Consider the following 23,455-nt stretch of genomic DNA (forward strand, 5'->3'; position numbering starts at 1 on the left):
GTACAAAGAAAAAATAAGCCTGATAATTCAGGCTTATAAAAGTGAATAATAAGAATGAGTTAATTTTTATAAATTTTCTTTTCTACTTGTTTCATTGAATTTAAGCCAGATTGTAAATCTTCTGGTGTTGCTTCAGAAAAACCTTCTGTAAAGGTTGCTGATAAATAAGCATCAACCATCATTTTGGCTTTAAATGGTGTAATTAATAACCCACCCATAGCAAGAATATTACAGTTATTGATAATTTTACAAAAACGAGCGCTAGTCACACTTTCACAAACACCGCAATAAACATTTTTATGTTTGTTCGCACTAATACTTACTCCCATTCCTGTACCACAGAAAACAAAACCAATATATTCAGGATGTTCAGAAATAATTGAACCAACTTTATCCCCTACATCACAATAGCCAATAGGGCCTGATTCTGTGAGATCTTTTATTGTGTAATTTTTTTCTAACAAGTATGACTTAATCGCATTTTTAAGTTCAAATCCTGAAGGATCAGCACCCATAATAATCGTTCTATTTTCCATATAGCCTCCTAAATTAACTTAATCACTACCGATAAATATAAGTCATTGATAAAATTTAAAATTAAAATAAATTCAAAGACTATTTTTTATATTTAACCTAGATAAAGTATAGATTAAAATTCTATTTTTGTGTTTAAGTATGGGAAATTTACAAAAAATAAGAAGAAATAAAGAAATGGAAATTCATTCCATAAAGAAGATATTTAACCTATAAAATAAGCTAAATTTATTATGTTAATAATTGAATTGATAAAAAATAAAAGAGATATATCAAAGTAAATATCTATATTGAAAGGGTTTCCCTAGTATAACTAAAATATAAAATAAAGATCAATAATATTACAGGATTAATGTTTTTATCTATACTCTTCAATATCTCTTAAAGGAAAGTCAAAATAACTTAAAATAAATATTGCTGTGGATTATCTTTACCAAAATAACCTACACATTCATTCTAAGAAAATGGTTATTTTTTACCAATTCCAATATTGAATAGAGCATTCATTTTTGGCATTTAAAATATAATGAAGGGATAAATAAATTAGGAACAAAATAATAACATGAAAAATTAAATAATGCAGTAATACAAATTAATCAATTTTTTAGAAAAAAATAGCGTTGTTTATTCAATTATTATAAATTAAAACAAAAAATACCGCAGATAGTTAACATTATCTGCGGTAATTAATTATTATACTTAACGTTGTACTTAGTAAAATAATCTACGCAATTATTTTACGCGTGATACGTATTCGCCTGAACGAGTATCAACTTTGATGACTTCACCAATTTGCACAAACAGTGGAACTTTAACAACAGCGCCAGTGCTTAATGTTGCTGGTTTACCACCTGTACCTGCGGTGTCACCTTTCAGACCTGGATCAGTATCAACGATTTCTAATTCAACAAAGTTTGGTGGAATAACAGCGATAGGACGATTATCCCACAGTGTTACGATACACTCAGCTTGGTCGATCAACCACTTAGCATTATCACCAACGGCTTTTTCGTCTGCAGCTAATTGTTCGAAAGTTTCGTTGTTCATGAAATGCCAGAACTCACCGTCGTTGTACAGGTAAGTTAAGTTGATATCCATGACATCAGCACCTTCTGCTGAATCAGTAGATTTAAATGTTTTTTCCAGTAATTTGTTAGAGATCAGTTTACGCAGACGTACACGAGCAAATGCCTGACCTTTACCTGGTTTAACAAATTCACATTCAGTAATGACGGCTGGCTCGCCATCTAACATGATTTTAAGACCTGAACGAAAATCGTTGGTATTATAAGAAGCCATGAATATCCTCTAACTTTTTTAATTTAAAATGGCATAGCCAAAAAATGGCACACATTGTAACTCATAATCACCCCACCAGAGAAGTCTGGTTAACACAACTCGCGCAGGCAATCAGTGATCCTGTTGAATTACTCCAACTTTTAGCGTTGGAACATCACGAAGAACTCCAAAAAGGAGCTCAGGCGCGACGGCTTTTTCCGCTACGGGTTCCCCGTGAATTCGTTGCACGCATGAAAAAAGGCGATCCTAACGATCCATTACTTTTACAAGTATTAACTGCAAATGCTGAATTTATCATAACACCAGGATTTTCTACGGATCCGTTAGATGAGCAACAAAATGCGGTGCCAGGTTTATTACATAAATATCAGAATCGTGCATTGCTTCTGGTCAAAGGTGGTTGCGCTGTCAATTGTCGCTACTGTTTTCGTCGTCATTTTCCCTATGAAGATAACAAAGGAAACAAGGCTAATTGGCAAAAGGCAATAGAGTATATCAAAAATAACCCAAAACTCGATGAAATCATCTTCTCTGGGGGCGATCCTCTTATGGCGAAAGATGATGAACTTGATTGGTTAATCACACAACTAGAAGCGATCCCTCATCTTAAGCGTTTACGCATTCACTCTCGCTTACCTGTAGTTATTCCTGCTCGCGTCACTGATGCGCTATGTCAGCGCTTACAACAATCACGTTTGCAAAATATCATGGTACTGCATACCAATCACGCTAATGAAATTGATGACGCATTGAGAGAAGCCTGTTCAAAGCTAAAAAAAGCCAATGTCACGCTATTGAATCAAGGTGTGTTATTGCGAGGGGTTAATGACAGTGCTGAAGTCCTTGCAGATTTAAGTCGCGCACTATTTGATGCTGGCGTTATGCCGTATTACTTACATGTTCTAGATAAAGTTCAAGGTGCGGCTCACTTTATGGTGCCAGACAGTGAAGCAAGAGAAATTATGAAAGCACTAATGAGCTTAGTATCAGGTTATATGGTGCCTAAACTCACGCGTGAAATAGGTGGTGAACCAAGTAAGACATTGTTAGATCTTGGATTACGCCAGCAATAATCCATATCACAAAAACAAAAAAGCTGTAGCTCAATTCAAAATAGATGAAGTGACTACAGCTTTTTATCTATTAGCAGACTAATAAATAGTGAATAAATTAAATGCCTTATTGGCACTTATAAACTTGCCCACTCATTTTGCTATCTAATGGTGCAAAGCTATCAACAAAGCTACCTGCGCCAGTACCCACGTTAAAAATAACGTTACCACCCATTGCAGCTGCTTTATTACGTAAGTCGTTAGCAGCACCTCGCAGTGATTGGCTTTCAGTACGGGAACCTGATAACCAGTTATTTTGAACACCTGTCACTGTTCCTAATAATTGGCATTCACTGCCTGGTTGCGTATCAGTGATTTGTACCTGTGAGCCAGCAGTGCTTAATGTGTTTGTTGCAGAACAGCCTGCTAGTAACAATGCTGCAGTAGCTCCCAATAACAATTTAATTCGCATGATCCCCTCATTTATTTGAGTGTCCGTTTAGTCATGACAACAATATACCTTGTCATCCCTATTATGCGCAAAAATAAATCATCATTGCTATCTCAACGTTAGCCAATAGCTTTAAGATATTATTTTCGCTTCAAACTTATTTTAATGTATAAATTCGGCTTTGAGATAGACAAAGCAACAATGCTCTTATTCTACACTGCTTTTATGCTTTTAAAATGATCTGTCTTATTTTCAGCCTACACAGTGCGAGAATGAACACACTATTTGTTCATTTTTTAAAAATCGTTAGATAATCAGTCATCATCTGACGATTATATTGCTATAAATTAATTCAAATATAGTAATATTTAATCTCGATTGTATTTAGATATAAAAAAACCCGAGCCTAAGCTCGGGTTTTCTTTGTAAAATAGTTAGCTGATGAATTACATCATGCCGCCCATTCCACCCATGCCGCCCATACCACCAGCGCCACCTAAATCCATTTTGTCATCTTTAGGTAAATCTGTGATCATCGCTTCTGTTGTGATCATCAGACCTGCGATAGATGCAGCAAATTGCAGTGCAGAACGAGTAACTTTAGTTGGATCTAAGATACCCATATCAATCATATCGCCGTAATCATCAGTTGCAGCGTTATAACCGTAGTTACCTTCACCTGCTTTCACTTTGTTTACAACAACGGAAGGTTCTTCACCTGCGTTAGCAACGATTTGACGCATTGGAGATTCCATTGCACGTAATGCAACGCGGATACCCACTGTTTGTTCTTCGTTATCGCCAACCATCTCACGCAGAGCGTTAGCAACACGAACCAGAGCAGTACCACCACCAGCAACAACGCCTTCTTCAACTGCTGCGCGAGTTGCATGCAGAGCATCGTCAACACGAGCACGTTTTTCTTTCATTTCAACTTCAGTTGCGGCACCAACTTTAATGACTGCAACACCGCCTGCTAATTTAGCAACGCGTTCTTGTAATTTTTCACGGTCATAATCTGAAGTCGCATCTTCGATTTGTTGACGAATTTGAGCTACACGACCACTGATTGCGTCTTGATCACCTAAACCATCAATAATCGTTGTTGTATCTTTGTTGATAACAACGCGTTTTGCTTGACCCAAGTCTTCTAATGTCGCTTTTTCTAACTCCATGCCGATTTCTTCAGAAATCACTGCACCGTTAGTTAATGTTGCGATATCTTGCAGCATTGCTTTACGACGGTCACCAAAGCCAGGAGCTTTAACAGCGGCAACCTTAACGATACCACGCATATTGTTCACAACTAATGTTGCCAATGCTTCACCTTCAACATCTTCTGCAATGATAAGCAGAGGTTTGTTAGCTTTAGCAACAGCTTCTAAAACAGGCAGTAATTCACGGATGTTAGAAACTTTTTTATCAACTAACAGAATGAATGGGTTTTCTAATTCTGCTGTACCCGTTTCAGGTTTGTTGATGAAGTAAGGAGACAGATAACCGCGGTCAAACTGCATACCTTCAACAACATCTAGCTCATCTTCTAAGCCAGTACCTTCTTCAACGGTGATAACACCTTCTTTACCTACTTTATCCATCGCTTGCGCGATCAGAGTACCGACGGTTTCATCAGAGTTTGCTGAAATTGTACCAACCTGAGCAATCGCTTTAGTATCTGAACATGGAACAGACAGTTTTTTCAGTTCTTCGACTGCTGCAATAACAGCTTTATCGATACCGCGTTTCAGATCCATTGGGTTCATACCTGCGGCGACTGCTTTTAAGCCTTCGGCAATGATTGATTGTGCTAATACTGTTGCAGTTGTAGTACCATCACCTGCCGCATCATTGGCTTTAGAAGCAACTTCTTTCACCATCTGTGCACCCATGTTCTCGAATTTATCTTCGAGTTCAATTTCGCGTGCAACAGATACACCATCTTTAGTAATAACAGGTGCGCCGAAAGATTTATCTAAAACAACGTTACGACCTTTAGGGCCTAAAGTTACTTTAACTGCATCTGCAAGAACATTAACACCACGTAACATTTTATTACGAGCATCTACACCGAATTTGACGTCTTTAGCTGCCATCGTATATTTCCTTTGAATTCGTTCAGTTTAAGAAGATCTTAAAAGAGAAAAATTATTCTTCTACAATTGCTAAAATGTCGCTTTCAGACATGATAAGCACGTCTTCGTTATCAATTTTTTCTGTTTTAACGCCATAACCGTCGTTAAAAATTACGATATCGCCGACTTTAACATCCAGTGGTTTAACGTCGCCGTTTTCCATAATACGGCCTTGACCCACGGCTAAAATTTCGCCACGAGTTGATTTACCCGCTGCTGTGCCAGTAAGAACGATACCGCCTGCTGATTTAGCTTCGACTTCTTTACGTTTAACAATAACACGGTCATGTAATGGACGAATCTTCATTAATAGTGCTCCTATAAAAAAGTCCATATCAGGATTAAGGTTGATACCAGTGCCCAAAATGAACCAGTACCATGACGATACAGGTGGGGGCATCAAGTAAAACTTCAAGGGGAGAAGTGTGATTTTTTTTCAAATTTTCCCCATTTCAGTTGATTATGCTTTCGGCTGATTATTTTTTATCAGAAAAATGGTCGTTATTCTGATCTTCAGCCTTATTATTCAGTTGGTTACTCGGTGAATCCTCTTTACGCTGAAACTCGCCTTCAAATGTTGTTCCATTTTGATCAGACGAAAATCCACTTTGACCATGACCTGCTGAATAAACACGAATACGAGAAATCAATTTAGTCACTAACAGTGCTTGCAACGGTGGTAACAACAACAGCAAGCCCAAGAAATCCGTAAAAAAGCCTGGGATCAACAGTAAAATACCCGCCAATATTAACGAAACGCTTTTCACCATTTCAGCAGCAGGCACTTCACCCACGGCAAGTTTTTGCTGCATTGAAGCAATATTTTTTACGCCCTGATTTTTTACCAATGAGACACCAACACAAGAAGTCAGCACCACAAGGAATAGTGTTGTAAGCACGCCAATCGAAGATGCTACATTGACGAAAATAACAGCTTCTATATAGATAAGAAGACAGATAACAATTAATGGGAGCCAACGCACTTGGTTCTCCTTTTTATAAAAAAAGATTCATATTATTAATAGAAAGTAGTGTGAACTACATCTAAGGTGATGGTTTACGAACTCGCTTTTTCTTAGTTTATCTACATAATAATGGGGAGCCTAACACTCCTTTTCAAGGGGCGTTAAAAAGAGAGTTAGAACGGTAAAATCCATGAGATAGATCACAAAAAGAAAATATTTAGAGGTTATTTACGTATAAAGTGATCCAGCTTAAAGGTATTTGTTCACAACCCGAATATGATCGTGTCAGTACCAAGCAAAACGGTAAGTTATATTACATTATTAACCGTTAACGATATATTTTATTAACAAGCGCATAACTAGACAGTTAAAATTTTAATAAGAAGGTTCTCATGTCAAATAAAACTCGTATCGAAGAAGACCTGTTAGGTAAAAGAGAAGTTCCTGCTGATGCTTACTATGGCGTCCACACTTTACGTGCAATTGAAAACTTCTACATCAGTGATCGTACCATCAATGATGTTCCAGAATTCATCCGCGGTATGGTAATGGTGAAAAAAGCCGCAGCATTAGCAAACAAAGAACTTCACACTATTCCTCGTGAAATCGCTGATACGATTATCAAAGCCTGTGACGTAGTATTAGAAACAGGTAAACACATGGATCAATTCCCAGTTGATGTATTCCAAGGCGGTGCGGGTACTTCATTAAATATGAATACCAACGAAGTTATCGCAAACATCGGTCTGGAATTAATGGGCCACCAAAAAGGTGAATACCAATACCTGAACCCGAATGACCACGTCAATAAGAGCCAATCAACAAACGACGCTTATCCTTGTGGTTTCCGTGTAGCGGTTTATAACTCTGTTATCAAATTAACTGAATCTATCGAACTGCTGAAAGCAGGTTTTGATAGAAAAGCTGTTGAGTTCAAAGACATCCTGAAAATGGGTCGTACTCAATTACAAGACGCTGTACCAATGACTTTAGGTCAAGAATTCCATGCTTTCTCTGTACTGATGAAAGAAGAAATCAAAAACCTGAAACGCACTGCTGAGTTACTGTTAGAAATGAACTTAGGTGCAACTGCTATCGGTACTGGTCTGAATACAGCACCGGGTTACCAAAAACTGGCGGTTGAAAAACTGGCAGAAGTAACTGGTTTAGCTTGTGTTCCAGCAGAAGACTTAATTGAAGCAACTTCTGACTGTGGTGCTTATGTGATGGTTCACGGCGCGTTAAAACGCTTAGCTGTGAAAATGTCTAAAATCTGTAATGACTTACGTTTACTGTCCTCTGGTCCTCGTGCAGGTCTGAAAGAAATCAATCTTCCAGAACTACAAGCAGGTTCTTCAATCATGCCAGCTAAAGTAAACCCAGTAATTCCAGAAGTTGTTAACCAAGCTTGCTTTAAAGTTATCGGTAATGACACTTGTGTGACTATGGCTGCAGAAGCAGGTCAATTACAATTAAACGTAATGGAACCCGCTATCGGTCAAGCAATGTTCGAATCAATTTCTCTGTTAAGCAACGCTTGCCGTAACTTAGTAGAAAAATGTGTTGATGGTATCACTGCGAATAAAGAAATTTGTGAACACTTCGTATTTAGCTCAATCGGTATCGTTACTTATCTGAACCCATTCATTGGTCACCATAACGGCGACATCGTTGGTAAGATTTGTGCAGAAACAGGTAAGAGCGTACGTGAAGTTGTTCTAGAACGTGGTTTATTAACCGAAGAACAACTGGATGATATCTTCTCTATCGAGAACTTAAAAAACCCGGCTTACAAAGCAAAACGCTTCGATGATTAATAATTATGTTTTATAACATGACACTGTTAAACATAAAAATGAGCTCTTAAAAATACAAGGCACGGACTCTTTAAGAGACGTGCCTTTTTACTTGATTGTAAAAACAAAAATTTAACTTATCTTTCTCATTTATTTAATTATCTCAAGGAGTAAACGCTATGCTAGCCGTAGAATTGATTATCGTTCTGCTGGCCATTTTCCTCGGTGCGAGACTTGGGGGAATTGGTATCGGGTTTGCCGGTGGTTTAGGGGTTTTAGTTTTAGCCGCTATCGGTGTTAAACCTGGTTCAATCCCTTTTGATGTTATCTCCATCATTATGGCTGTTATTGCCGCAATCTCTGCGATGCAGGTTGCTGGTGGTTTGGATTATCTTGTTGGCCAAACTGAAAAACTGTTAAGACGTAATCCAAAATACATCACAATTCTTGCGCCAATTGTGACTTATTTCTTAACTCTATTTGCAGGTACAGGGAACATCTCTTTAGCAACACTACCAGTTATCGCTGAAGTTGCAAAAGAACAAGGCATCAAACCTTGCCGTCCTTTATCAACGGGTGTTGTTGCAGCTCAAATCGGTATTACTGCATCACCTATCTCTGCAGCGGTTGTCTACATGGCATCTGTCATGGAAAACCCTGCAATGGTCGGTGAAGGTAACACAGTAAGCTACATCACTCTGCTGTCTATCTTATTACCAGCGACTTTCCTTGCTATTATTCTGATGTCATTCATCGTGTCTTGGGTATTTAACTCAAAACTGTCTGATGATGCAGTCTATCGTGAGCGTTTAGAACAAGGTCTGGTTGAGTTACGTGGTAGCCAAGCGCGCAGAGAAACATTACCAGGTGCTAAATCATCTGTAATGCTGTTCTTACTAGGTGTTGTCTGTGTTGTTACTTATGCAATCATCAACAGCCCAAGCTTAGGCATTGTGAAAGAACCGTTAATGAACACAACTAACGCTATTCTGATCATCATGCTGAGTGTTGCAACACTTATCACTGTTTTCTGTAAAGTGAAAACTGACACCATCCTCAACTCAAGTACTTTTAAAGCAGGTATGAGTGCATGTATCTGTATTCTGGGTGTTGCATGGTTAGGTGATACTTTTGTTTCAAGTAACATTGATTGGATCAAACTGACTGCGGGTGATTTAATCACTGGCCATCCTTGGTTATTAGCCGTTATCTTCTTCTTCTGCTCTGCACTGTTATATTCACAAGCAGCAACAGCAAAAGCATTAATGCCAATGGCTTTAGCGCTAGGTGTATCTCCATTAACTGCAATAGCATCTTTCTCTGCGGTTTCTGGTCTGTTCATCCTGCCAACTTACCCAACACTGGTTGCGGCAGTTCAAATGGATGACACAGGTACAACCCGTATCGGTAAATTAGTCTTCAACCACCCATTCTTTATCCCTGGTACAATTGGTGTGGTATTAGCTGTCGGATTTGGTTTCCTCTTCGGCGGTATGATCCTGTAGTTTGAAGTAAAAAATTAAAACATTGCAAAAAAGCGCCTAGCGCTTACAAAAAATAAAAAACAAGAAAATACCCCGTCGCAAGATGGGGTATTTTCATTTTACCCTGTCGCCTCTTGCTTTCATTTTTAGTTAAAGTCTGCTAATTATGATGTTCTCGCGACAACGTGATTTAAGGAGATTTCCGTGCAACGTGAAGCGTTATTAGACCACGTACTTATCCAGTTAGAGCAATATGGCTTAGCGGCGACTTTACCAGAGCTTCTTCAAGATTCGGGTATCAATGAATCTCAACTTTCCCCATTCTGGCCGGATAGAGATGCCTTAATTTTTGATTGTCTTCGCCATCATGGGCAACAAATTGATATTTGGCAACGCCAAGTGATGTTAGATGAAGAACTGACTATCGAACAAAAATTACTGGCACGTTATGATCAGCTCGCCATACGTTTAGAGAAAAACCGTTTTCCTGGTTGTTTATTTGTTGCAGCATGTAGCGCATACCCTGATGAACACGCTCAAATCCACCAATTAAGCCAACGTCAAAAACAAAGCTCATTTGATTACTCCAGAACGCTACTACGCGAGCTTGATATCGAAGACAGCGAGTTAGTTGCTAAACAGATGGAACTCATCTTAGAAGGCTGTTTAAGCCGTTTAATGGTGAATCATCATGCTGATGATATTATTACAGCAAAATTATTGGCAGAAGATATTCTTAAGATAGCTCAATGCCGTAAAAATGGCGCATTAAGTTAGTGTTGAGAGTTAGAAAACGAAAGAAATGAGTTATTTTCTCGCACTCCCTCAATTTCTTTCTATAGCGTAGCGGAAAAGAAATTAAATCATCAAAAAAAGAGAAAATTTTCTCTTTGATATGCAAAAAAATGGATATCTTTACTGATTGTTATTTAAGCATTTTTTACTAAAAAATAGCTTATGATGAAAATTTAAACTTGAATAGAATAAAAAGAAAGCAAACAAACTTATTTTTGCATTTTTTATTAAAAAGACGTTGACGCATCCGGCTGAATACGGTTTAATGCGCCTCGTTAGCCCGAATAGCTCAGTCGGTAGAGCAGGGGATTGAAAATCCCCGTGTCCTTGGTTCGATTCCGAGTTCGGGCACCATCTTTAGAAAAACCAGCCTTAGGGCTGGTTTTTTGCTTTTATAGACTAATTTAATAGTTATTCTTAACAAATACCGTTCCCCTTTCTGCCTATTTCATTCCTATCTACTAAAAAGTAGATCAAAATAAATACAACACTATTAATAAAATGCTAGTTTAATAATGGGGTTTTTCAGTACGATAGCTATCATTTGTTTTTCTTTCAGTCATCTGCATTCTTGCTTTTATAGGCTATTTCTTTTCCTCTTTTAGTCTATTGTTAACACCTTCACCTGTTGCACTGTTTCAATCGCCTTATATCATCTCATTAATCAGCTTTTTTATTTATCTTTATCTCAATAAGTTATATTGACACCTATAAAAAATAAAATAGAAAACTAAATATAGAATGTGATTATAACTACATATTTTTTCAGCGTATTAAAGTATGGTAAGAGATATTAATATAACAAAGATATTACCATCCAAAGGAAGAGTTGTTGTAATATATATTATGAATTCTATTAATAATTAAATTTATAGAAATTTAATTTTCTAAAATTAATAACGTCATGATTAACAATAAATAACAATATTATTTAACAAACGATTATACCCCGTACATAAAATCCATATTAACTCACACTCTGAAAAGAATGAAATAAATAAGATATTAATAAGAATCACTCTTAATCTATTTATGAGATCTCTCTCTAAAGATAGGAAATTAACTTAGGATTAATAGCATAGAGATGATAGCATAAAAAATACAATAAATTAGTTCTATAATTTACATGACTTTAGTTTAAATAAATTAAAAATTTTTAAATATATTGTCTTCAATTTATTAACAAGCAAGATAATACATATCTTCATTAATAATTATTTAAACGTACTATTCTAATGTTTAGATTAACGTTATCGAAAAAATTATTCTATTTCTGTCTGAGTTAAGACATTTTTATACTCGACGAGTAGCTACACAACAAAAATACTTTCAATAAAAGTGGGCGTACTATGAAAAGCATGTTTACGACTCGGGAGCTCCCTGACGTAGATCGGTTTTCCGTATTCAGGGATACAATAAAAGACCGCTTTTTATCGTCTTATGAATGCAATGAAGTCGAATTGCCTCCTCATTCTCGATTTTATGCCAATATTGTCGAGCAAAAGGTGACAAATATTCGCTTTATTCAGTTAGAGTCTAATGGGCACTGGGCAAGTAGCCGTCCTTTGAGCCATAAACTGAGCTTAGAAGAACATTTTCAAATTGAGATACAGCGTTCAGGAACCAGCCATCTAACTCAAGATGGAAGAACCGCATTTCTGCGACAAGGCGACTTTTGTATTTTTGATATGGCAAGACCCGTATCCTGGTCTTTTGATAACGACTACTCGTTATTTAAAATCCTGATCCCAAGGGAGAAACTGGCATCACGTTTAGGTAATACCCAAAATCTTACTGCAAGGGCGATACGTGGTAATAGCATTACCGGCTCTCTCGTTTATAGTTTTGTGATGCGTTATATTCCATTCTTGGATTCAATGCCACCACAACATGCACAACAACTTGCTGATATTTTATTGAATTTAATTACCTCAGCCTTTAGCGAATTCAGTATTGCGACACCACCGCAAAGCTTAGGAAGATCAACACTGTTTTATTTTGCTCAGCACTATCTTGAGCAACATCTTTCCGATCCTGATCTCAGTGTGAATGAATGTGCTAATGCATGTGGGATCTCAGTACGCTATTTACAGATGTTATTTAAAGAACAAAATACCTCTGTACTTCGTTGGATCTACCAAAAACGTCTTGAGAATTATAAAGCGGCGTTAGTTAATCCACTTTTAGCAGAGAAAAATATTACACAACTGGCTTATGAATGTGGATTTAGTGATATTTCTAATTTAAGTCGAAAATTTAAATCTGAATTTTTTATGACACCTTCAGAGTATCGAAAAATACATTCATTGAGATAAATAGATTAATTATCTCCCCCCTCTAGTTTCTATTTGGGAGGTTATTCTAGAGAGGGGAAATAAAAGTTATCACATCAACCGTAACGAAACTCAATGCCTAGTGTGCCACACGGATATTCCCATTTCTTTAAAATCGTCTCGCCACATAACACACGACAAGTACCGCACTCTAAACACCCCGCATAATCAAAAAGATATTGCCCTTTTTCATCTCTTTTATATAACCCTGCGGGACAAGCTTTCATTAAGATTTCAAATTGTGCAGGATCGATATCATCCTTTAAGACAATATGCGGATTTTCTTCATCCACATTAAATTTATTAACGCCTAATTTAACGTCTACGTTTACTTGACTCATAAAGAACGTACTCCTTTAAAGCCATCTTTAATTAAGTTCATCACACCGACTTTCTTAACTTGAGACAGTATTTTCTTACGTACTGGTTTTTCTGGGCCATTAATCACGAATAAATCATGCATAACATTGGCTGCCATTTGCGGGTAATCCGTAAAGAATCTGGTGTTATCAAGAAAAGCAGGTAGATCTTTATATAGCTTCATATCTTTCATAACAAAACTGTCATTTAATAAAGATTGATAACAACTCAGCTCTTTTTGACTGTAGCTGTTTTGTTCTTTCGCCATTAATATCGCTTTTGCGGCAGCTTCGCCTGAAGCAATCGCCAGATCCATCCCTCTTACGGTATAACCTACATTGAGGCAAAAACCAGCAGCATCCCCCGCCACTAATACACCATCTCTCACTAATTCAGACACCATATTCATGCCACCTTCTGGCACCATATGGGCTGAATATTCTAATAATTTGCCGTCTTTGATAAGCGGTGCAACAACAGGATGTTGTTTAAAATCTTCTAATAATTGAGGAACCGTTTTTTCGAATTTATCGACGTTATGTAGCCCTAAAACTAGGCCTAAAGAAACGGTATTTTTATTGGTATATAAAAAACCACCACCTAAGTATCCCCCTGATGGTGCGCCCGCAAAAAGCCAAGCTAACCCTTCATCATTGGTGCAACCAAATCGGTCTTCCATTTGTTGAGGCGTAAATTCAAGTAATTCTTTAACACCAACAGCAACAGTATGAGGATTAACTTTCTGCGTCATACCTAATTGTTTTGCTAATAACGAGTTAACACCATCAGCAAGGATAACCACATGGGCTTCAATTTCATCATCACCCGCTTTAACGCCACATACTTTGCCATCTTTTACTAATACTTCATCGACACGAACGCCCGTGATCACTTGTGCGCCAGCATTTTCTGCTTTTTCCATTAACCACTGATCAAATGAAGAGCGCAATACAGTATAAGAGCGTGCAGCTTCCTCTTCTTGCTGATTATGCTGATAATCTAACGTCACACCATCTGTCGGTGTTAACATGGAGATCTTTTCACGCGTAACAAGGCGCTCAACTGGGGCTTCTTCGGCAAAGTTGGGGATAATTTTTTCAAGGCTGTGTGCGTATAAACGCCCACCCGTCATATTTTTACTGCCAGCGAAATTACCTCGCTCAACCACTAATACATCACATCCTGCTTGCGCTAAAACATAGGCAGCAGTACCACCAGCAAGTCCACCACCCACAATAATGGCGTCAAAAATATCGTCTGACATACTTTTCTATCCTTTTATTATGTGTGGTCGCTTAGCATACGTTCACTAAGCGACCGACGGGAATTAGCCGCCCAGTTTTGCTGTTAATGCAGGTAACACTTTGTAGAGGTCGCCGACAATCCCGTAATCCACCATATTGAAGATAGGCGCATTTTTATCTTTGTTGATACCAACAATAATTTTTGCTCTATCTACACCGACCATATGTTGAATTTGTCCTGAAATACCGACAGCAACATATACATCCGCACCTAAGGTCACGCCTGAAACACCAATATAACGGTCGTGTTCCATCCAGCCCTCGCCTTCTGCAATTGGACGTGAACAACCCACTTCACCTTGAAGGGCTTTCGCCAATGCTGACGCTAACGCAATATCATCCGCCTTACCAAAGCCACGTCCAACACCAACAACACAATGCGCTTTACCTAAATCAACGCTACTACCTTGTTTTGGCTTGCGAGCTAACACTTTTAATGTATGTGCTGGGGCGATAAAGGTACCTTGTACCACTGATGCATTGGGCGCATCTGTAATGACCTCCACATCTAATGCACCACCAACGGTAGCAATAGCATAAGGTGAGCGAATTTCTGCTTTAGCATGTGCTAAACCACCATAAACTTGGTGTGTTGCGATCACAGTATTGTTTTCAACAGTCAGACTTAATGCATCACTGACAACACCCGCTTTTAACGTCACACCTAGGCGAGCCGCAATGGCTTTTGCTCGTTTTGATGATGCTAATAAAACCAATGCATTAGCACCTGCTTCTTTAATAATTTCAGCAAAAGAGGCCGCATAATCTTCAGCAATCACACCTTCTTGTGGCGCAAAGCAATAGACACAATCAGCGCCAAGGCTGACACATTCACGCGTGCTTTCATCATCACCGATAAATAACACATTCACTTTTTCGCCAAGACCACGAGCAAACGCTATCAGCTTCGCTAAATCATCCGCTTTCTCGGCATAAACAAAGGTAGTAGGTAGTAAACTAGCCATTTTTAATCTCCTTATTGATTAACCGCTTGGCGTAAATGCTCAGCAAACGTGGCAATATTTTCATCTGAATCACCTTCTAAAATAATACCAAGGCGATCAGTCTGTTCTGGTGCGCACACTTGTGTTTGCACTACAGTCAGTGCTGAAATATCAACACCAATATCGCCTAACCCAAGTTTCTCAACCGGCTTTTTATTCGCCGCTAAAATGGCTTTCATTGATGGTAATTTTGGTGTGTTAATGCTTGATGTCACACAGACAACAGCAGGTAGTGTCAGCTCTAGCTCTTCAGTGATATTTTCTAGATCACGTTCAACAATGATTTTGTCACCTTCAACGGTGATTTTATTAACGGCATTAACACAAGGTAAGCCTAAGTACTCACCTACCGCTAAACCTGTTTGTTGAGCGTATAAGTCACCCGAACCTTCACCGAAAACTAATAAATCAAAACCCATTTTTTGTGCGGCTTGCGCAATAATATTGGCGGTATCTGTTGAATAAAGAGCATTGCAAGCATCATCAGCAACAAGTGTTAATGCATCAGGGCCACGCGATAAAATATCTTTTTTGATTTTCGCGTTTTCTACCATGGCACTTGTCCCCACACTTAATGCGGTTACGGTGCTATCCCCTATAGCCGAGGCAATTTCTACTGCGGTTTCAATTGCATTTAAATCATATAAACTAATTTTTAAACCCGCATTATCAGTTGCGAGTGTACGATCAGGCCGCGTTGTGATGTCTTGTTCGTCATGAACAACCTTACAGCAGGCAATAAGTTTCATAATTCACATTCTCCGTTTTGCTCAAGGGAGCAAATTAATAAAATCCCAATGTCATTACGCTAAAATATGTTTAGCGATCACCATGCGTTGCACTTCGCTTGTGCCTTCAAAAATTTCAGTGAGTTTTGCTTCACGCATTAGGCGTTCAACAGGATAAGATTTGGTGTAACCCATACCGCCGTGGAGTTGAACGGCTTTTTGAGTTACATAGGTTGCTGTTTCAGAAGCGTATAATTTGGCTTGTGCTGATTCGCGGGTATAAGGAAGCCCAGCAATTTTTGCCGCAGCTGCGCGATACACCAACATACGAGCACAATCTACACGGGTAGCCATATCCACTAGCATCCATTGCACACCTTGGTTGGCTGCAATAGGTTTTCCAAATTGAATACGCTCTTTGGTGTAATCAATCGTGGCATCTAATGCACTTTGTGCGATACCTAACGCAATCGCTGAACAGCTTAAACGGCCACCATCTAAGGTTTCCATGGCAATACTAAAGCCTTTACCTTCAGCACCTAAACGTGCGCTAACAGGTACAACACAATCACTAAAACTGACAGAACAGGTTTCAGAACCATTCATACCCATTTTTTCTTCTGGTAAACCAATGCTGATCCCTGGGTTATCACGCTCAACTAAGAATGCCGTGATCCCTTTAACGCCCGCACTTTTATCAGTCATGGCAAATACGATAAAGAATGCACCTTGAGGGGCTGCTGTGATCCACAATTTAGAGCCATTGATCACATAATTATCACCTTGACGAACTGCAGTTGTTTGTTGAGCTGCGGCATCACAACCCGCACTTGGTTCGGATAAACAGAAACAACCCATTTGTTCACCTGAAACCACTCCCGGTAAAATACGTGCTTTGGTTTCTTCATCAGCATATTTTTGAATAACAGGGCCAGTTAATGAACACTGTGACCCCATGATCATGGCGTGTGCAGCGCTGACTTTTGCCATTTCTTCTGTTGCTAATACATAGCTAATTGCATCAGCTTCTGTTCCACCATAATTTTCATCAATATTGAAACCAAAGAGTCCTAATTCAGCCATAGGTGCAACGCTTTCACTTGGAAAACGGTGTTCTTTATCAATTTCGCCAGCAATAGGCTTAATATCATTTTCAACAAACTCTCTGACCATATCGCGGATCAGGACTTGTTCTTCTGTTAGCTGAAAATCCATGTTTATCTTCCTCTGTGAATAGATAGGGGTATCTCTATGGCGTGCGATTTCACGTTTGACGTCTTATCGCACGCATTAATCGGTTAACGTTATTGCTACATCGTCGCTATGGATGCAGGTAAGAAGGTGTACAGCAGCAACATAAACATCATGGCTAACAGTGGGATAGCGAGAGTTAACGTTCCTACAGGGCCATAGCCCTCTTTATGGCTGACACCACAAACGCTAAAGACAGTAATAATCAATCCGTTAAATGGCGGAGTTGTACTCATTGATGCCATGGTGGCCACACGGTGTAAGGAGCCTTGATCAACCACAGTTGCAGGGAACATTGCAGCAATCATTGGCATAGCAATACTTAACGCACCGGAGCCTGAGCCACTGATAAACACCAAAGCGCCGACCGAAATTGCAGTCACAACAAGTGGATTCAGCCCCGATTGAGCAATCGCTTGGAATGATTCTTTGAACGAAGGTAAGGTCATCACTAATGCCCCAAACCCAACAATAACCGCCGTATTAAAGAGAGAGGTCACCCCTTCCATTGTTCCTGCAGCCAAATTAGGTACGAGCTTTTTCCAATCGAGATAGCGTAAATACACAATCAAGGCGGCGATAATGGCGCAGAATAGTGCAATAGCAGGGTCCCATTTCAGGATATTCAGCACGACCAGCAAAATAAGCATAGGGAGTAATGCAACGAGCACATTGGGTAATTGACGATCTTTTTTACCTTCCTCTGCCTTCGCTGTTTTTTCGTCTTCAACCCAGCCTTCACCTTTCGCTTTTACACGCTTAAATAACCAAGTGAGATAAATAATCACTAAGGTGATTTGGAACAATGCTGTCAACATACCCGGTACTAAACCGGCCGTAGCTGACGTACCTAAGAACTTCATTGGGATAAGGTTTTGGATTTGTGGTGATCCTGGCATGATCATCACAAACGTACCTGCACCGGCAAAATAGACAGCAGGAATAAGTCTGCGAGGAAGATTGGCTTTGCGGAATAAACTCACCATCATTGAATAGACGGTAAACAGTGCAACAAACACTGACACACCGCCGTAGGCTAAAATGGCACAAGCTGCGACTAATGAAGGAATAACCGCTCTTTCACCAAATTTACCAATAATAAAAGAGGCAACACTATCAGCAGCGCCACTGATAGCGGTTAATTTGCCAAAAATCGCACCGAGTACGAAAATGAAGAAGAAGCTACCAAAATAGCCACCTAACCCACCGGTATACACTTGTAACAGTGCATCGACAGGATTAAGCATATCGGGTGATACAAGCCATGCAGTCACAGCAAGAAATAGGCTAGTGGTAAAGACAGAAATGAAGATATGTATGCCTTTCATACACATGATCATTAATATCGCTAGCCCAATGATTAAACAAATAATACCCATGATTGCCCCACTTATATGTGTTAGGGTTCAATTGACCTGTGCTATCCACACAGGTCTTTTGTGACTATTGATTAATGTTGTTAAGCAGAAAGCACATCAGCAAAAGTTTGCAGTGCCGTTCTAGCTTGTTCATACGTTTTAGTTTGCTGATCGATTTCGATAATGATGGAAGGAATGCCTTCTCTATCGAGGAATTTCTTCACTATCGGGGCATCGAATTCTTCAGGATCACAGAATTTTGTTAGCAAATAGACAACACCATCAGCGCCTGTGCTTTTCACCATATCGGCAATTAAACGCCCGCGTTTTTTCTCTGGATCATATAAAAGTGAACACCCTTCAAGCTGGGCGATTTGCTCTGCCATTGCTTCATAAGGTGCGTTATTTTCTGGGATATCTTGACGGAACTGACGAGACTCATGTGCCACTTCATCTGCCACAATCGCCATCTTGTTATCAGCCAAAATTTGTAGAATAGAAGGGCTATCCGCAATAATGCCTGTCACAACAACTTTGTGTCCTTTCCACGGTTCTGCAGATAAGGTTTTGCATTGTGCAACAATGGATTCAACGGCTTTTGTATGTTCAACGACATCCATAAAATAACCACTTTTGATCACAGTATTACGACGTTGTGGCGTGATTAAGTTTGGATGAAGCGCAGCCATCTCTGAAAATTCGCGTAACGCGGCACGACGCTGATTAAACAGATGGATCGCATTTTTTAGTGCATCATCTGTCACAGGCTGACCTGAAATTTCCCCTAATTGCAGTGCAATTTTTTTGTATTGTTCGGTTAAAAAAGCAATACCCGCTGGGGTTTTACGATTTTGTGGATGCACCAATTGGATAAAAGGCACTTGTGGCACACCGGCTTTCCAGTTTTGCCCTAAGCATTTTAAGGTGTCACACAAAGAAGGAATTATGGCTGCTGACAGCTTATTCAGCGCACCATCCAATCCCATCTCAAGTGAAGAAAGTGCCAATGCACAATAGAATGGCGGAAAATATTTCTTCGCTTCTGAGATCTCACGTCCTTCCGCGCCCCAAATGCCAAAAGGCACCATACCTGCCGCATAGACAATTTCATTCGGAGTATATTCAGGAAAACAACCAATCACCTTTTTGCCACTACGAATAAAACCTTCTAATTGCGCAACGGGGTTATCCACCACCGCTTGCAGCTCATCAAATCTATCCGTTAATGTTTTCATTAGATGTCTCCCTTTTTCATATCTGCTTTATTCGCAGCCATAATTTCTGTTAATGCTTCAACACGGGTGACATACTGCGCTTCAGAGAAAACACGAGGATCTGCTTGGTCGCCATCAAACGTCACCGTTGGGATCTTAAGTTCATGGCGAATACGGCGCTCAATTTCGGGCATAATGCCACTCCAGAGCTTACAACTGCGGTTAACGTGAATAATTGCACCATCAACTTTATTTTGACGGCTCACATCAATACGCATATCTGCCGCACGCTCAACAGAGACACAGTTAGGAACGTAAGAGTAAGCACGCATCATCTCGTCACTATTTTGATAAATCACACCAAATGCAGTGGCGTAAACAGTAGCGGTAACGTTGATACCTTGCTCTTTTAACGGGGTAGATGTGGCACGCAAATAAGGCCAGCAGGCGATACCTTCAAAGAGAACACGGTATTTTTCTTCACCGCGGTAAGTCGATTTTTTCTCTTTGATGTTTTGTTCCATCTCTTCACACAGTTGCTCAAAAGCCAGTGCGGCTTCTAATTTACCGCGAGCACAAACAGCAACAGCCATGTGATTAAACAGATCAAAACCATTCATTGGAGACGGTTCATATTGGCAATATTCTGCGGCTTTTAGCCATGCACGCCCTGTGCGTTGTGAGATTTCACAGACTTCTTTAAATTTCTCTTCAGAGAAGACTTTGCCAGTGACTTTTTCAAGTTGTTTAATCGCATCATCAAATTGCGCTTGAACATACTTCACTGTCACGTCATCAGTGTCATAATCATTTTTATAAGGAATATCGATAAGGATCATTGGGATATTCAATTCGTATGCGATATTTTCATACCACTTGATCATGCAGTTACAGATATTGTTGCAGCACAGCAAGAAGTCAGGCTGAGGCATATCCATCTCTTCACACTGTTTAATATCCATGTAAGAGAGGCTGATCCGAGCATAAGCACAAATATCATTGGAATATCCCATGCTTTCTGCATGCTCACACATTTTTAAACCCGCGCCTTTTGCTGCAATCGCAGCAGCTTGGTTTTCGGGGTAAACGACACATAAACCTAATGTTTCAGCGATTTCTTGAGGGAAATTAGAGGCACACCACCCTATTTTCTCACCGCTATTTTTAGCATCCCACGCACGCTGATAAGCATCAGCAGCGATTTTTTGCAGTCGTTTTTTCGCAGGAATATAATCCGGCGCATTCATATCTACATTGCTCATTTTGATGTTCCTATTGTTAACGCATCGTCTTCCAGTTGATGGCGGTACGCTTCAAAGGCATAAATGGCGGCACCTATCGCCCCGTTGTATTGTGATAAAGGTGAGGTAGCGATAGAGGCGTTCAGCTCTTCGCTTACATAACGAACAACTTCAAAATTACTGGCAACACCGCCTGTCATCACGACAGGGGCTTCAACCCCCACTCGTTTTGCAAGACCAGCAATACGGCTAGCCACAGAGCGGTGAATACCATTAATCACGTCGGGTATTGTTTCGTTATTCGCGAGATGAGAAATGACTTCTGATTCAGAGAACACAGTACAGGTTGAGCTAATCGTGACTTTTTTAGTGGACTTAGCGCCCTCTTGAGCGAGATCAGAAATCTTGGTTTCTAATACTCTCGACATGACATCTAAAAAGCGTCCTGTACCGGCAGCGCACTTGTCATTCATCACAAAGTTTAATAAACGGCCCACACCATCCATATGAAGTGCTTTAACGTCTTGACCACCGATATCAATCACTGTTTTTACGCCCGGAAAAAGAAAGTGCGCGCCTTTGGCATGACAGCTCAGTTCGCTCACTTCTTTATTGGCTTCTTTCAGAGAATTACGGCCATATCCTGTTGCACAGATCCAACTAATCTGACTGAGGGAGCCACCAAACTGGCTTAATACTTCAGCGATCGCTTTTTCAGGCCCAGAAGTTCCTGCACCCACTGATGCCAGTGATTTAGCGACAATCGCGTCACCATTTTTCATGATGATGCATTTTGATGCAGACGATCCGATATCAACGCCCATTGTGAAAATGTCTTGTTGCATGCCTTTGCTCTCCTGAAAATTAAAAAAATAAGTGGATTATTCTTTCCACGTCATCACGTCTTTATTGGCTTCAAGGCTGGCAATTTCTTCTGCGCTATACCCTAATTCAGCTAATACAGACGGTGTGTCTTCACCTAACAAAGGACCACGACGATATTCAGGTAAGCCACTCTCTAAGAAATCAATTGGTGGACGAACTAAGGCTTTTTCACTGCCATTTTTGTACTTCATGTTGTAGAAGGTGTTAATTGCCCAAGCCTGTTTGTCTTCCAGTACCTCTTCCCAAGTTTGCGCAATACTGAATGGGATATCGTTTTTGGTGAAAATATCGGCCCACTCTGACGCTGTTTTTTGCTCAACTTGCTGCCAAATCAGATCATATAATTCAGGGGAGCGATTATTTTTTGCCACTTCTTGTAGGCGTGTATAACGAGCATCTTCCGCTAAATCTGGACGACCAATACAAGAAATAAAGGTTGGATAGTAGGCGTCATAAACAGGCATACAGACTTGAATAAAACGGTCATCTTTTGTTTTATAAGCCAGAATAAATGGGCTGGTGGTATTACGACGATCGATTGGATACGGCTGACCATAATCTGGGTATTGTGCCGCTTGGATCATGATTGCTTGGGTATAAATTGAAGTATGCAGTAAGTTAGTTGAAACATACTCACCTTGACCAATATTTTTAGCGCGAATATAAGCAGCTAGCACACCAGACACTAAACCTAACGCACATTGGTGATCACCAAGGCCTGGGATCACGTTCATCGGCACTGTGCCTTTTTGGTACAGCGAACCTAAAATGCCGCCACGAGCAAAGAATGCCGTGTAGTCAAATCCGGGTAAGTCTTTATCTGGACCTTCATCACCATAGCCTGTCACGCTGGCGTAAACTAATTTTGGAAAGCGTTGTTTTAACGTTTCATAATCTAACCCTGCGCGTTCTCTTGCCCCAGGACGCCAGTTAGTTAAGAAAATGTCCGCTTTTTCTAGCAGCTCAAACAGAATTTTTTTCCCTGCTTCTGTTTTCGTATTCAACACGATGCCACGTTTATTGGCGTTTTCTAAATCAAAACTGGTATTTTCATGTTGATCTAACGGACGGCCTTCAGTCGGTGCGGTGTAACGTAAGTTATCACCACTTGGGGATTCAATTTTGATTACGTTCGCCCCCATATCAGCTAAAATACGACCCGCTGCGGGTACGGCAATAAAGGTCGCCAACTCAACTACTGTGACGCCTTCTAGTGCTTTACGACTTGTCATTTTTTCTCCTAATTATTTTTAGACTTCATACTGCTGT

At 39.7% G+C, this 23,455-nt stretch carries 21 protein-coding genes and 1 tRNA gene; 6 read left to right on the forward strand and 16 right to left on the reverse strand.

Annotation, left to right across the window (positions count from 1 at the left end; translation table 11 throughout):
* Positions 1–59: 59 nt before the first annotated feature.
* On the reverse strand, positions 60–536 hold the full coding sequence (locus tag DK861_RS10465) for an RpiB/LacA/LacB family sugar-phosphate isomerase (RefSeq protein WP_006536167.1): 477 nt from the start codon (positions 534–536) through the stop codon (positions 60–62).
* 730 nt (positions 537–1,266) lie between these two features.
* The gene (gene efp, locus DK861_RS10470) at positions 1,267–1,833 is read right to left on the reverse strand and encodes an elongation factor P (RefSeq protein WP_006536168.1); all 567 of its coding nucleotides are present in this window, start codon (positions 1,831–1,833) and stop codon (positions 1,267–1,269) included.
* Positions 1,834–1,877: 44 nt separating this feature from the next.
* Here efp and epmB point away from each other — a divergent pair, with 44 nt between their 5' ends.
* Positions 1,878–2,906, forward strand: a complete 1,029-nt coding sequence (gene epmB / locus DK861_RS10475) for an EF-P beta-lysylation protein EpmB (RefSeq protein WP_109400043.1) — start codon at positions 1,878–1,880, stop codon at positions 2,904–2,906.
* 106 nt (positions 2,907–3,012) lie between these two features.
* Here epmB and DK861_RS10480 read toward each other — a convergent pair whose 3' ends face one another.
* The 4 genes from DK861_RS10480 to DK861_RS10495 form a co-directional block, all read right to left on the reverse strand.
* Complete coding sequence (locus DK861_RS10480; RefSeq protein ID WP_006536171.1) at positions 3,013–3,357, reverse strand: DUF4156 domain-containing protein; 345 nt, start codon at positions 3,355–3,357, stop codon at positions 3,013–3,015.
* A 425-nt stretch (positions 3,358–3,782) separates the two neighbouring features.
* On the reverse strand, positions 3,783–5,429 hold the full coding sequence (gene groL, locus DK861_RS10485) for a chaperonin GroEL (RefSeq protein ID WP_109400044.1): 1,647 nt from the start codon (positions 5,427–5,429) through the stop codon (positions 3,783–3,785).
* A gap of 52 nt (positions 5,430–5,481) precedes the next feature.
* Positions 5,482–5,775: a co-chaperone GroES gene (locus DK861_RS10490; RefSeq protein ID WP_036914050.1), complete on the reverse strand. Its 294-nt coding sequence runs from the start codon at positions 5,773–5,775 to the stop codon at positions 5,482–5,484.
* 169 nt (positions 5,776–5,944) lie between these two features.
* Positions 5,945–6,451, reverse strand: a complete 507-nt coding sequence (locus DK861_RS10495) for an FxsA family protein (protein ID WP_006536174.1) — start codon at positions 6,449–6,451, stop codon at positions 5,945–5,947.
* A 374-nt stretch (positions 6,452–6,825) separates the two neighbouring features.
* Between DK861_RS10495 and aspA the strand changes: the two genes are divergently transcribed.
* From aspA to DK861_RS10520, 5 genes are all read left to right on the forward strand, one after another.
* On the forward strand, positions 6,826–8,250 hold the full coding sequence (aspA, locus tag DK861_RS10500; protein ID WP_036934358.1) for an aspartate ammonia-lyase: 1,425 nt from the start codon (positions 6,826–6,828) through the stop codon (positions 8,248–8,250).
* Positions 8,251–8,408: 158 nt separating this feature from the next.
* Positions 8,409–9,734: an anaerobic C4-dicarboxylate transporter gene (locus DK861_RS10505; RefSeq protein WP_006536176.1), complete on the forward strand. Its 1,326-nt coding sequence runs from the start codon at positions 8,409–8,411 to the stop codon at positions 9,732–9,734.
* Between the two features lie 183 nt (positions 9,735–9,917).
* Positions 9,918–10,490 (forward strand): transcriptional regulator, encoded by a 573-nt coding sequence (locus tag DK861_RS10510; protein WP_109400045.1) that lies wholly within the window; start codon positions 9,918–9,920, stop codon positions 10,488–10,490.
* Positions 10,491–10,786: 296 nt separating this feature from the next.
* Positions 10,787–10,862: transfer RNA gene (locus DK861_RS10515), tRNA-Phe, on the forward strand.
* A gap of 995 nt (positions 10,863–11,857) precedes the next feature.
* On the forward strand, positions 11,858–12,823 hold the full coding sequence (locus tag DK861_RS10520) for a helix-turn-helix domain-containing protein (protein ID WP_006536178.1): 966 nt from the start codon (positions 11,858–11,860) through the stop codon (positions 12,821–12,823).
* Positions 12,824–12,897: 74 nt separating this feature from the next.
* Here DK861_RS10520 and DK861_RS10525 read toward each other — a convergent pair whose 3' ends face one another.
* The 10 genes from DK861_RS10525 to DK861_RS10570 form a co-directional block, all read right to left on the reverse strand.
* The gene (locus DK861_RS10525) at positions 12,898–13,182 is read right to left on the reverse strand and encodes a ferredoxin ydiT (RefSeq protein WP_006536179.1); all 285 of its coding nucleotides are present in this window, start codon (positions 13,180–13,182) and stop codon (positions 12,898–12,900) included.
* The gene (locus DK861_RS10530; protein ID WP_109400046.1) at positions 13,179–14,465 is read right to left on the reverse strand and encodes an FAD-dependent oxidoreductase; all 1,287 of its coding nucleotides are present in this window, start codon (positions 14,463–14,465) and stop codon (positions 13,179–13,181) included. Before DK861_RS10530 ends, DK861_RS10525 begins: the two co-directional genes overlap by 4 nt.
* Positions 14,466–14,528: 63 nt before the next feature.
* A complete protein-coding gene (locus DK861_RS10535; protein WP_109400047.1) occupies positions 14,529–15,470 on the reverse strand; it encodes an FAD-binding protein in 942 nt (313 codons plus the stop codon).
* An 11-nt stretch (positions 15,471–15,481) separates the two neighbouring features.
* On the reverse strand, positions 15,482–16,258 hold the full coding sequence (fixA, locus tag DK861_RS10540; protein WP_006536184.1) for a putative electron transfer flavoprotein FixA: 777 nt from the start codon (positions 16,256–16,258) through the stop codon (positions 15,482–15,484).
* A 54-nt stretch (positions 16,259–16,312) separates the two neighbouring features.
* Positions 16,313–17,452 (reverse strand): acyl-CoA dehydrogenase family protein, encoded by a 1,140-nt coding sequence (locus DK861_RS10545; protein WP_109400048.1) that lies wholly within the window; start codon positions 17,450–17,452, stop codon positions 16,313–16,315.
* 95 nt (positions 17,453–17,547) lie between these two features.
* Positions 17,548–18,867 carry a GntP family permease gene (locus DK861_RS10550; protein ID WP_109400049.1) on the reverse strand — a complete coding sequence of 440 codons (1,320 nt, stop codon included), beginning with the start codon at positions 18,865–18,867 and terminating at the stop codon, positions 17,548–17,550.
* Between the two features lie 80 nt (positions 18,868–18,947).
* A complete protein-coding gene (locus tag DK861_RS10555; protein ID WP_109400050.1) occupies positions 18,948–20,081 on the reverse strand; it encodes a 2-hydroxyacyl-CoA dehydratase family protein in 1,134 nt (377 codons plus the stop codon).
* Positions 20,081–21,322: a 2-hydroxyacyl-CoA dehydratase family protein gene (locus DK861_RS10560; RefSeq protein WP_109400051.1), complete on the reverse strand. Its 1,242-nt coding sequence runs from the start codon at positions 21,320–21,322 to the stop codon at positions 20,081–20,083. Before DK861_RS10560 ends, DK861_RS10555 begins: the two co-directional genes overlap by 1 nt.
* Positions 21,319–22,146, reverse strand: coding sequence for an acyl-CoA dehydratase activase (locus DK861_RS10565; protein WP_072064401.1), 828 nt, complete (start codon positions 22,144–22,146; stop codon positions 21,319–21,321). The genes DK861_RS10560 and DK861_RS10565 overlap by 4 nt, the downstream gene beginning before the upstream one ends.
* 36 nt (positions 22,147–22,182) lie before the next feature.
* A complete protein-coding gene (locus DK861_RS10570) occupies positions 22,183–23,418 on the reverse strand; it encodes a CoA transferase (RefSeq protein WP_109400052.1) in 1,236 nt (411 codons plus the stop codon).
* Between the last annotated feature and the right edge of the window lie 37 nt (positions 23,419–23,455).

The sequence above is a fragment of the Proteus sp. TJ1640 genome (assembly GCF_003144445.1).
GTDB classification, from domain to species: domain Bacteria; phylum Pseudomonadota; class Gammaproteobacteria; order Enterobacterales; family Enterobacteriaceae; genus Proteus; species Proteus penneri.

Coding starts and splice junctions, on each gene's coding strand:
- DK861_RS10465 (WP_006536167.1), bottom strand. CDS start 536: ATGGAAAATAGAACGATTATTATGGGTGCTGATCCTTCAGGATTTGAA.
- DK861_RS10565 (WP_072064401.1), bottom strand. CDS start 22,146: ATGCAACAAGACATTTTCACAATGGGCGTTGATATCGGATCGTCTGCA.
- efp (WP_006536168.1), bottom strand. CDS start 1,833: ATGGCTTCTTATAATACCAACGATTTTCGTTCAGGTCTTAAAATCATG.
- aspA (WP_036934358.1), top strand. CDS start 6,826: ATGTCAAATAAAACTCGTATCGAAGAAGACCTGTTAGGTAAAAGAGAA.
- DK861_RS10550 (WP_109400049.1), bottom strand. CDS start 18,867: ATGGGTATTATTTGTTTAATCATTGGGCTAGCGATATTAATGATCATG.
- DK861_RS10535 (WP_109400047.1), bottom strand. CDS start 15,470: ATGGCTAGTTTACTACCTACTACCTTTGTTTATGCCGAGAAAGCGGAT.
- DK861_RS10525 (WP_006536179.1), bottom strand. CDS start 13,182: ATGAGTCAAGTAAACGTAGACGTTAAATTAGGCGTTAATAAATTTAAT.
- DK861_RS10570 (WP_109400052.1), bottom strand. CDS start 23,418: ATGACAAGTCGTAAAGCACTAGAAGGCGTCACAGTAGTTGAGTTGGCG.
- DK861_RS10520 (WP_006536178.1), top strand. CDS start 11,858: ATGAAAAGCATGTTTACGACTCGGGAGCTCCCTGACGTAGATCGGTTT.
- DK861_RS10555 (WP_109400050.1), bottom strand. CDS start 20,081: ATGAAAACATTAACGGATAGATTTGATGAGCTGCAAGCGGTGGTGGAT.
- fixA (WP_006536184.1), bottom strand. CDS start 16,258: ATGAAACTTATTGCCTGCTGTAAGGTTGTTCATGACGAACAAGACATC.
- DK861_RS10480 (WP_006536171.1), bottom strand. CDS start 3,357: ATGCGAATTAAATTGTTATTGGGAGCTACTGCAGCATTGTTACTAGCA.
- DK861_RS10545 (WP_109400048.1), bottom strand. CDS start 17,452: ATGGATTTTCAGCTAACAGAAGAACAAGTCCTGATCCGCGATATGGTC.
- groL (WP_109400044.1), bottom strand. CDS start 5,429: ATGGCAGCTAAAGACGTCAAATTCGGTGTAGATGCTCGTAATAAAATG.
- DK861_RS10490 (WP_036914050.1), bottom strand. CDS start 5,775: ATGAAGATTCGTCCATTACATGACCGTGTTATTGTTAAACGTAAAGAA.
- DK861_RS10530 (WP_109400046.1), bottom strand. CDS start 14,465: ATGTCAGACGATATTTTTGACGCCATTATTGTGGGTGGTGGACTTGCT.
- DK861_RS10560 (WP_109400051.1), bottom strand. CDS start 21,322: ATGAGCAATGTAGATATGAATGCGCCGGATTATATTCCTGCGAAAAAA.
- DK861_RS10505 (WP_006536176.1), top strand. CDS start 8,409: ATGCTAGCCGTAGAATTGATTATCGTTCTGCTGGCCATTTTCCTCGGT.
- epmB (WP_109400043.1), top strand. CDS start 1,878: ATGGCACACATTGTAACTCATAATCACCCCACCAGAGAAGTCTGGTTA.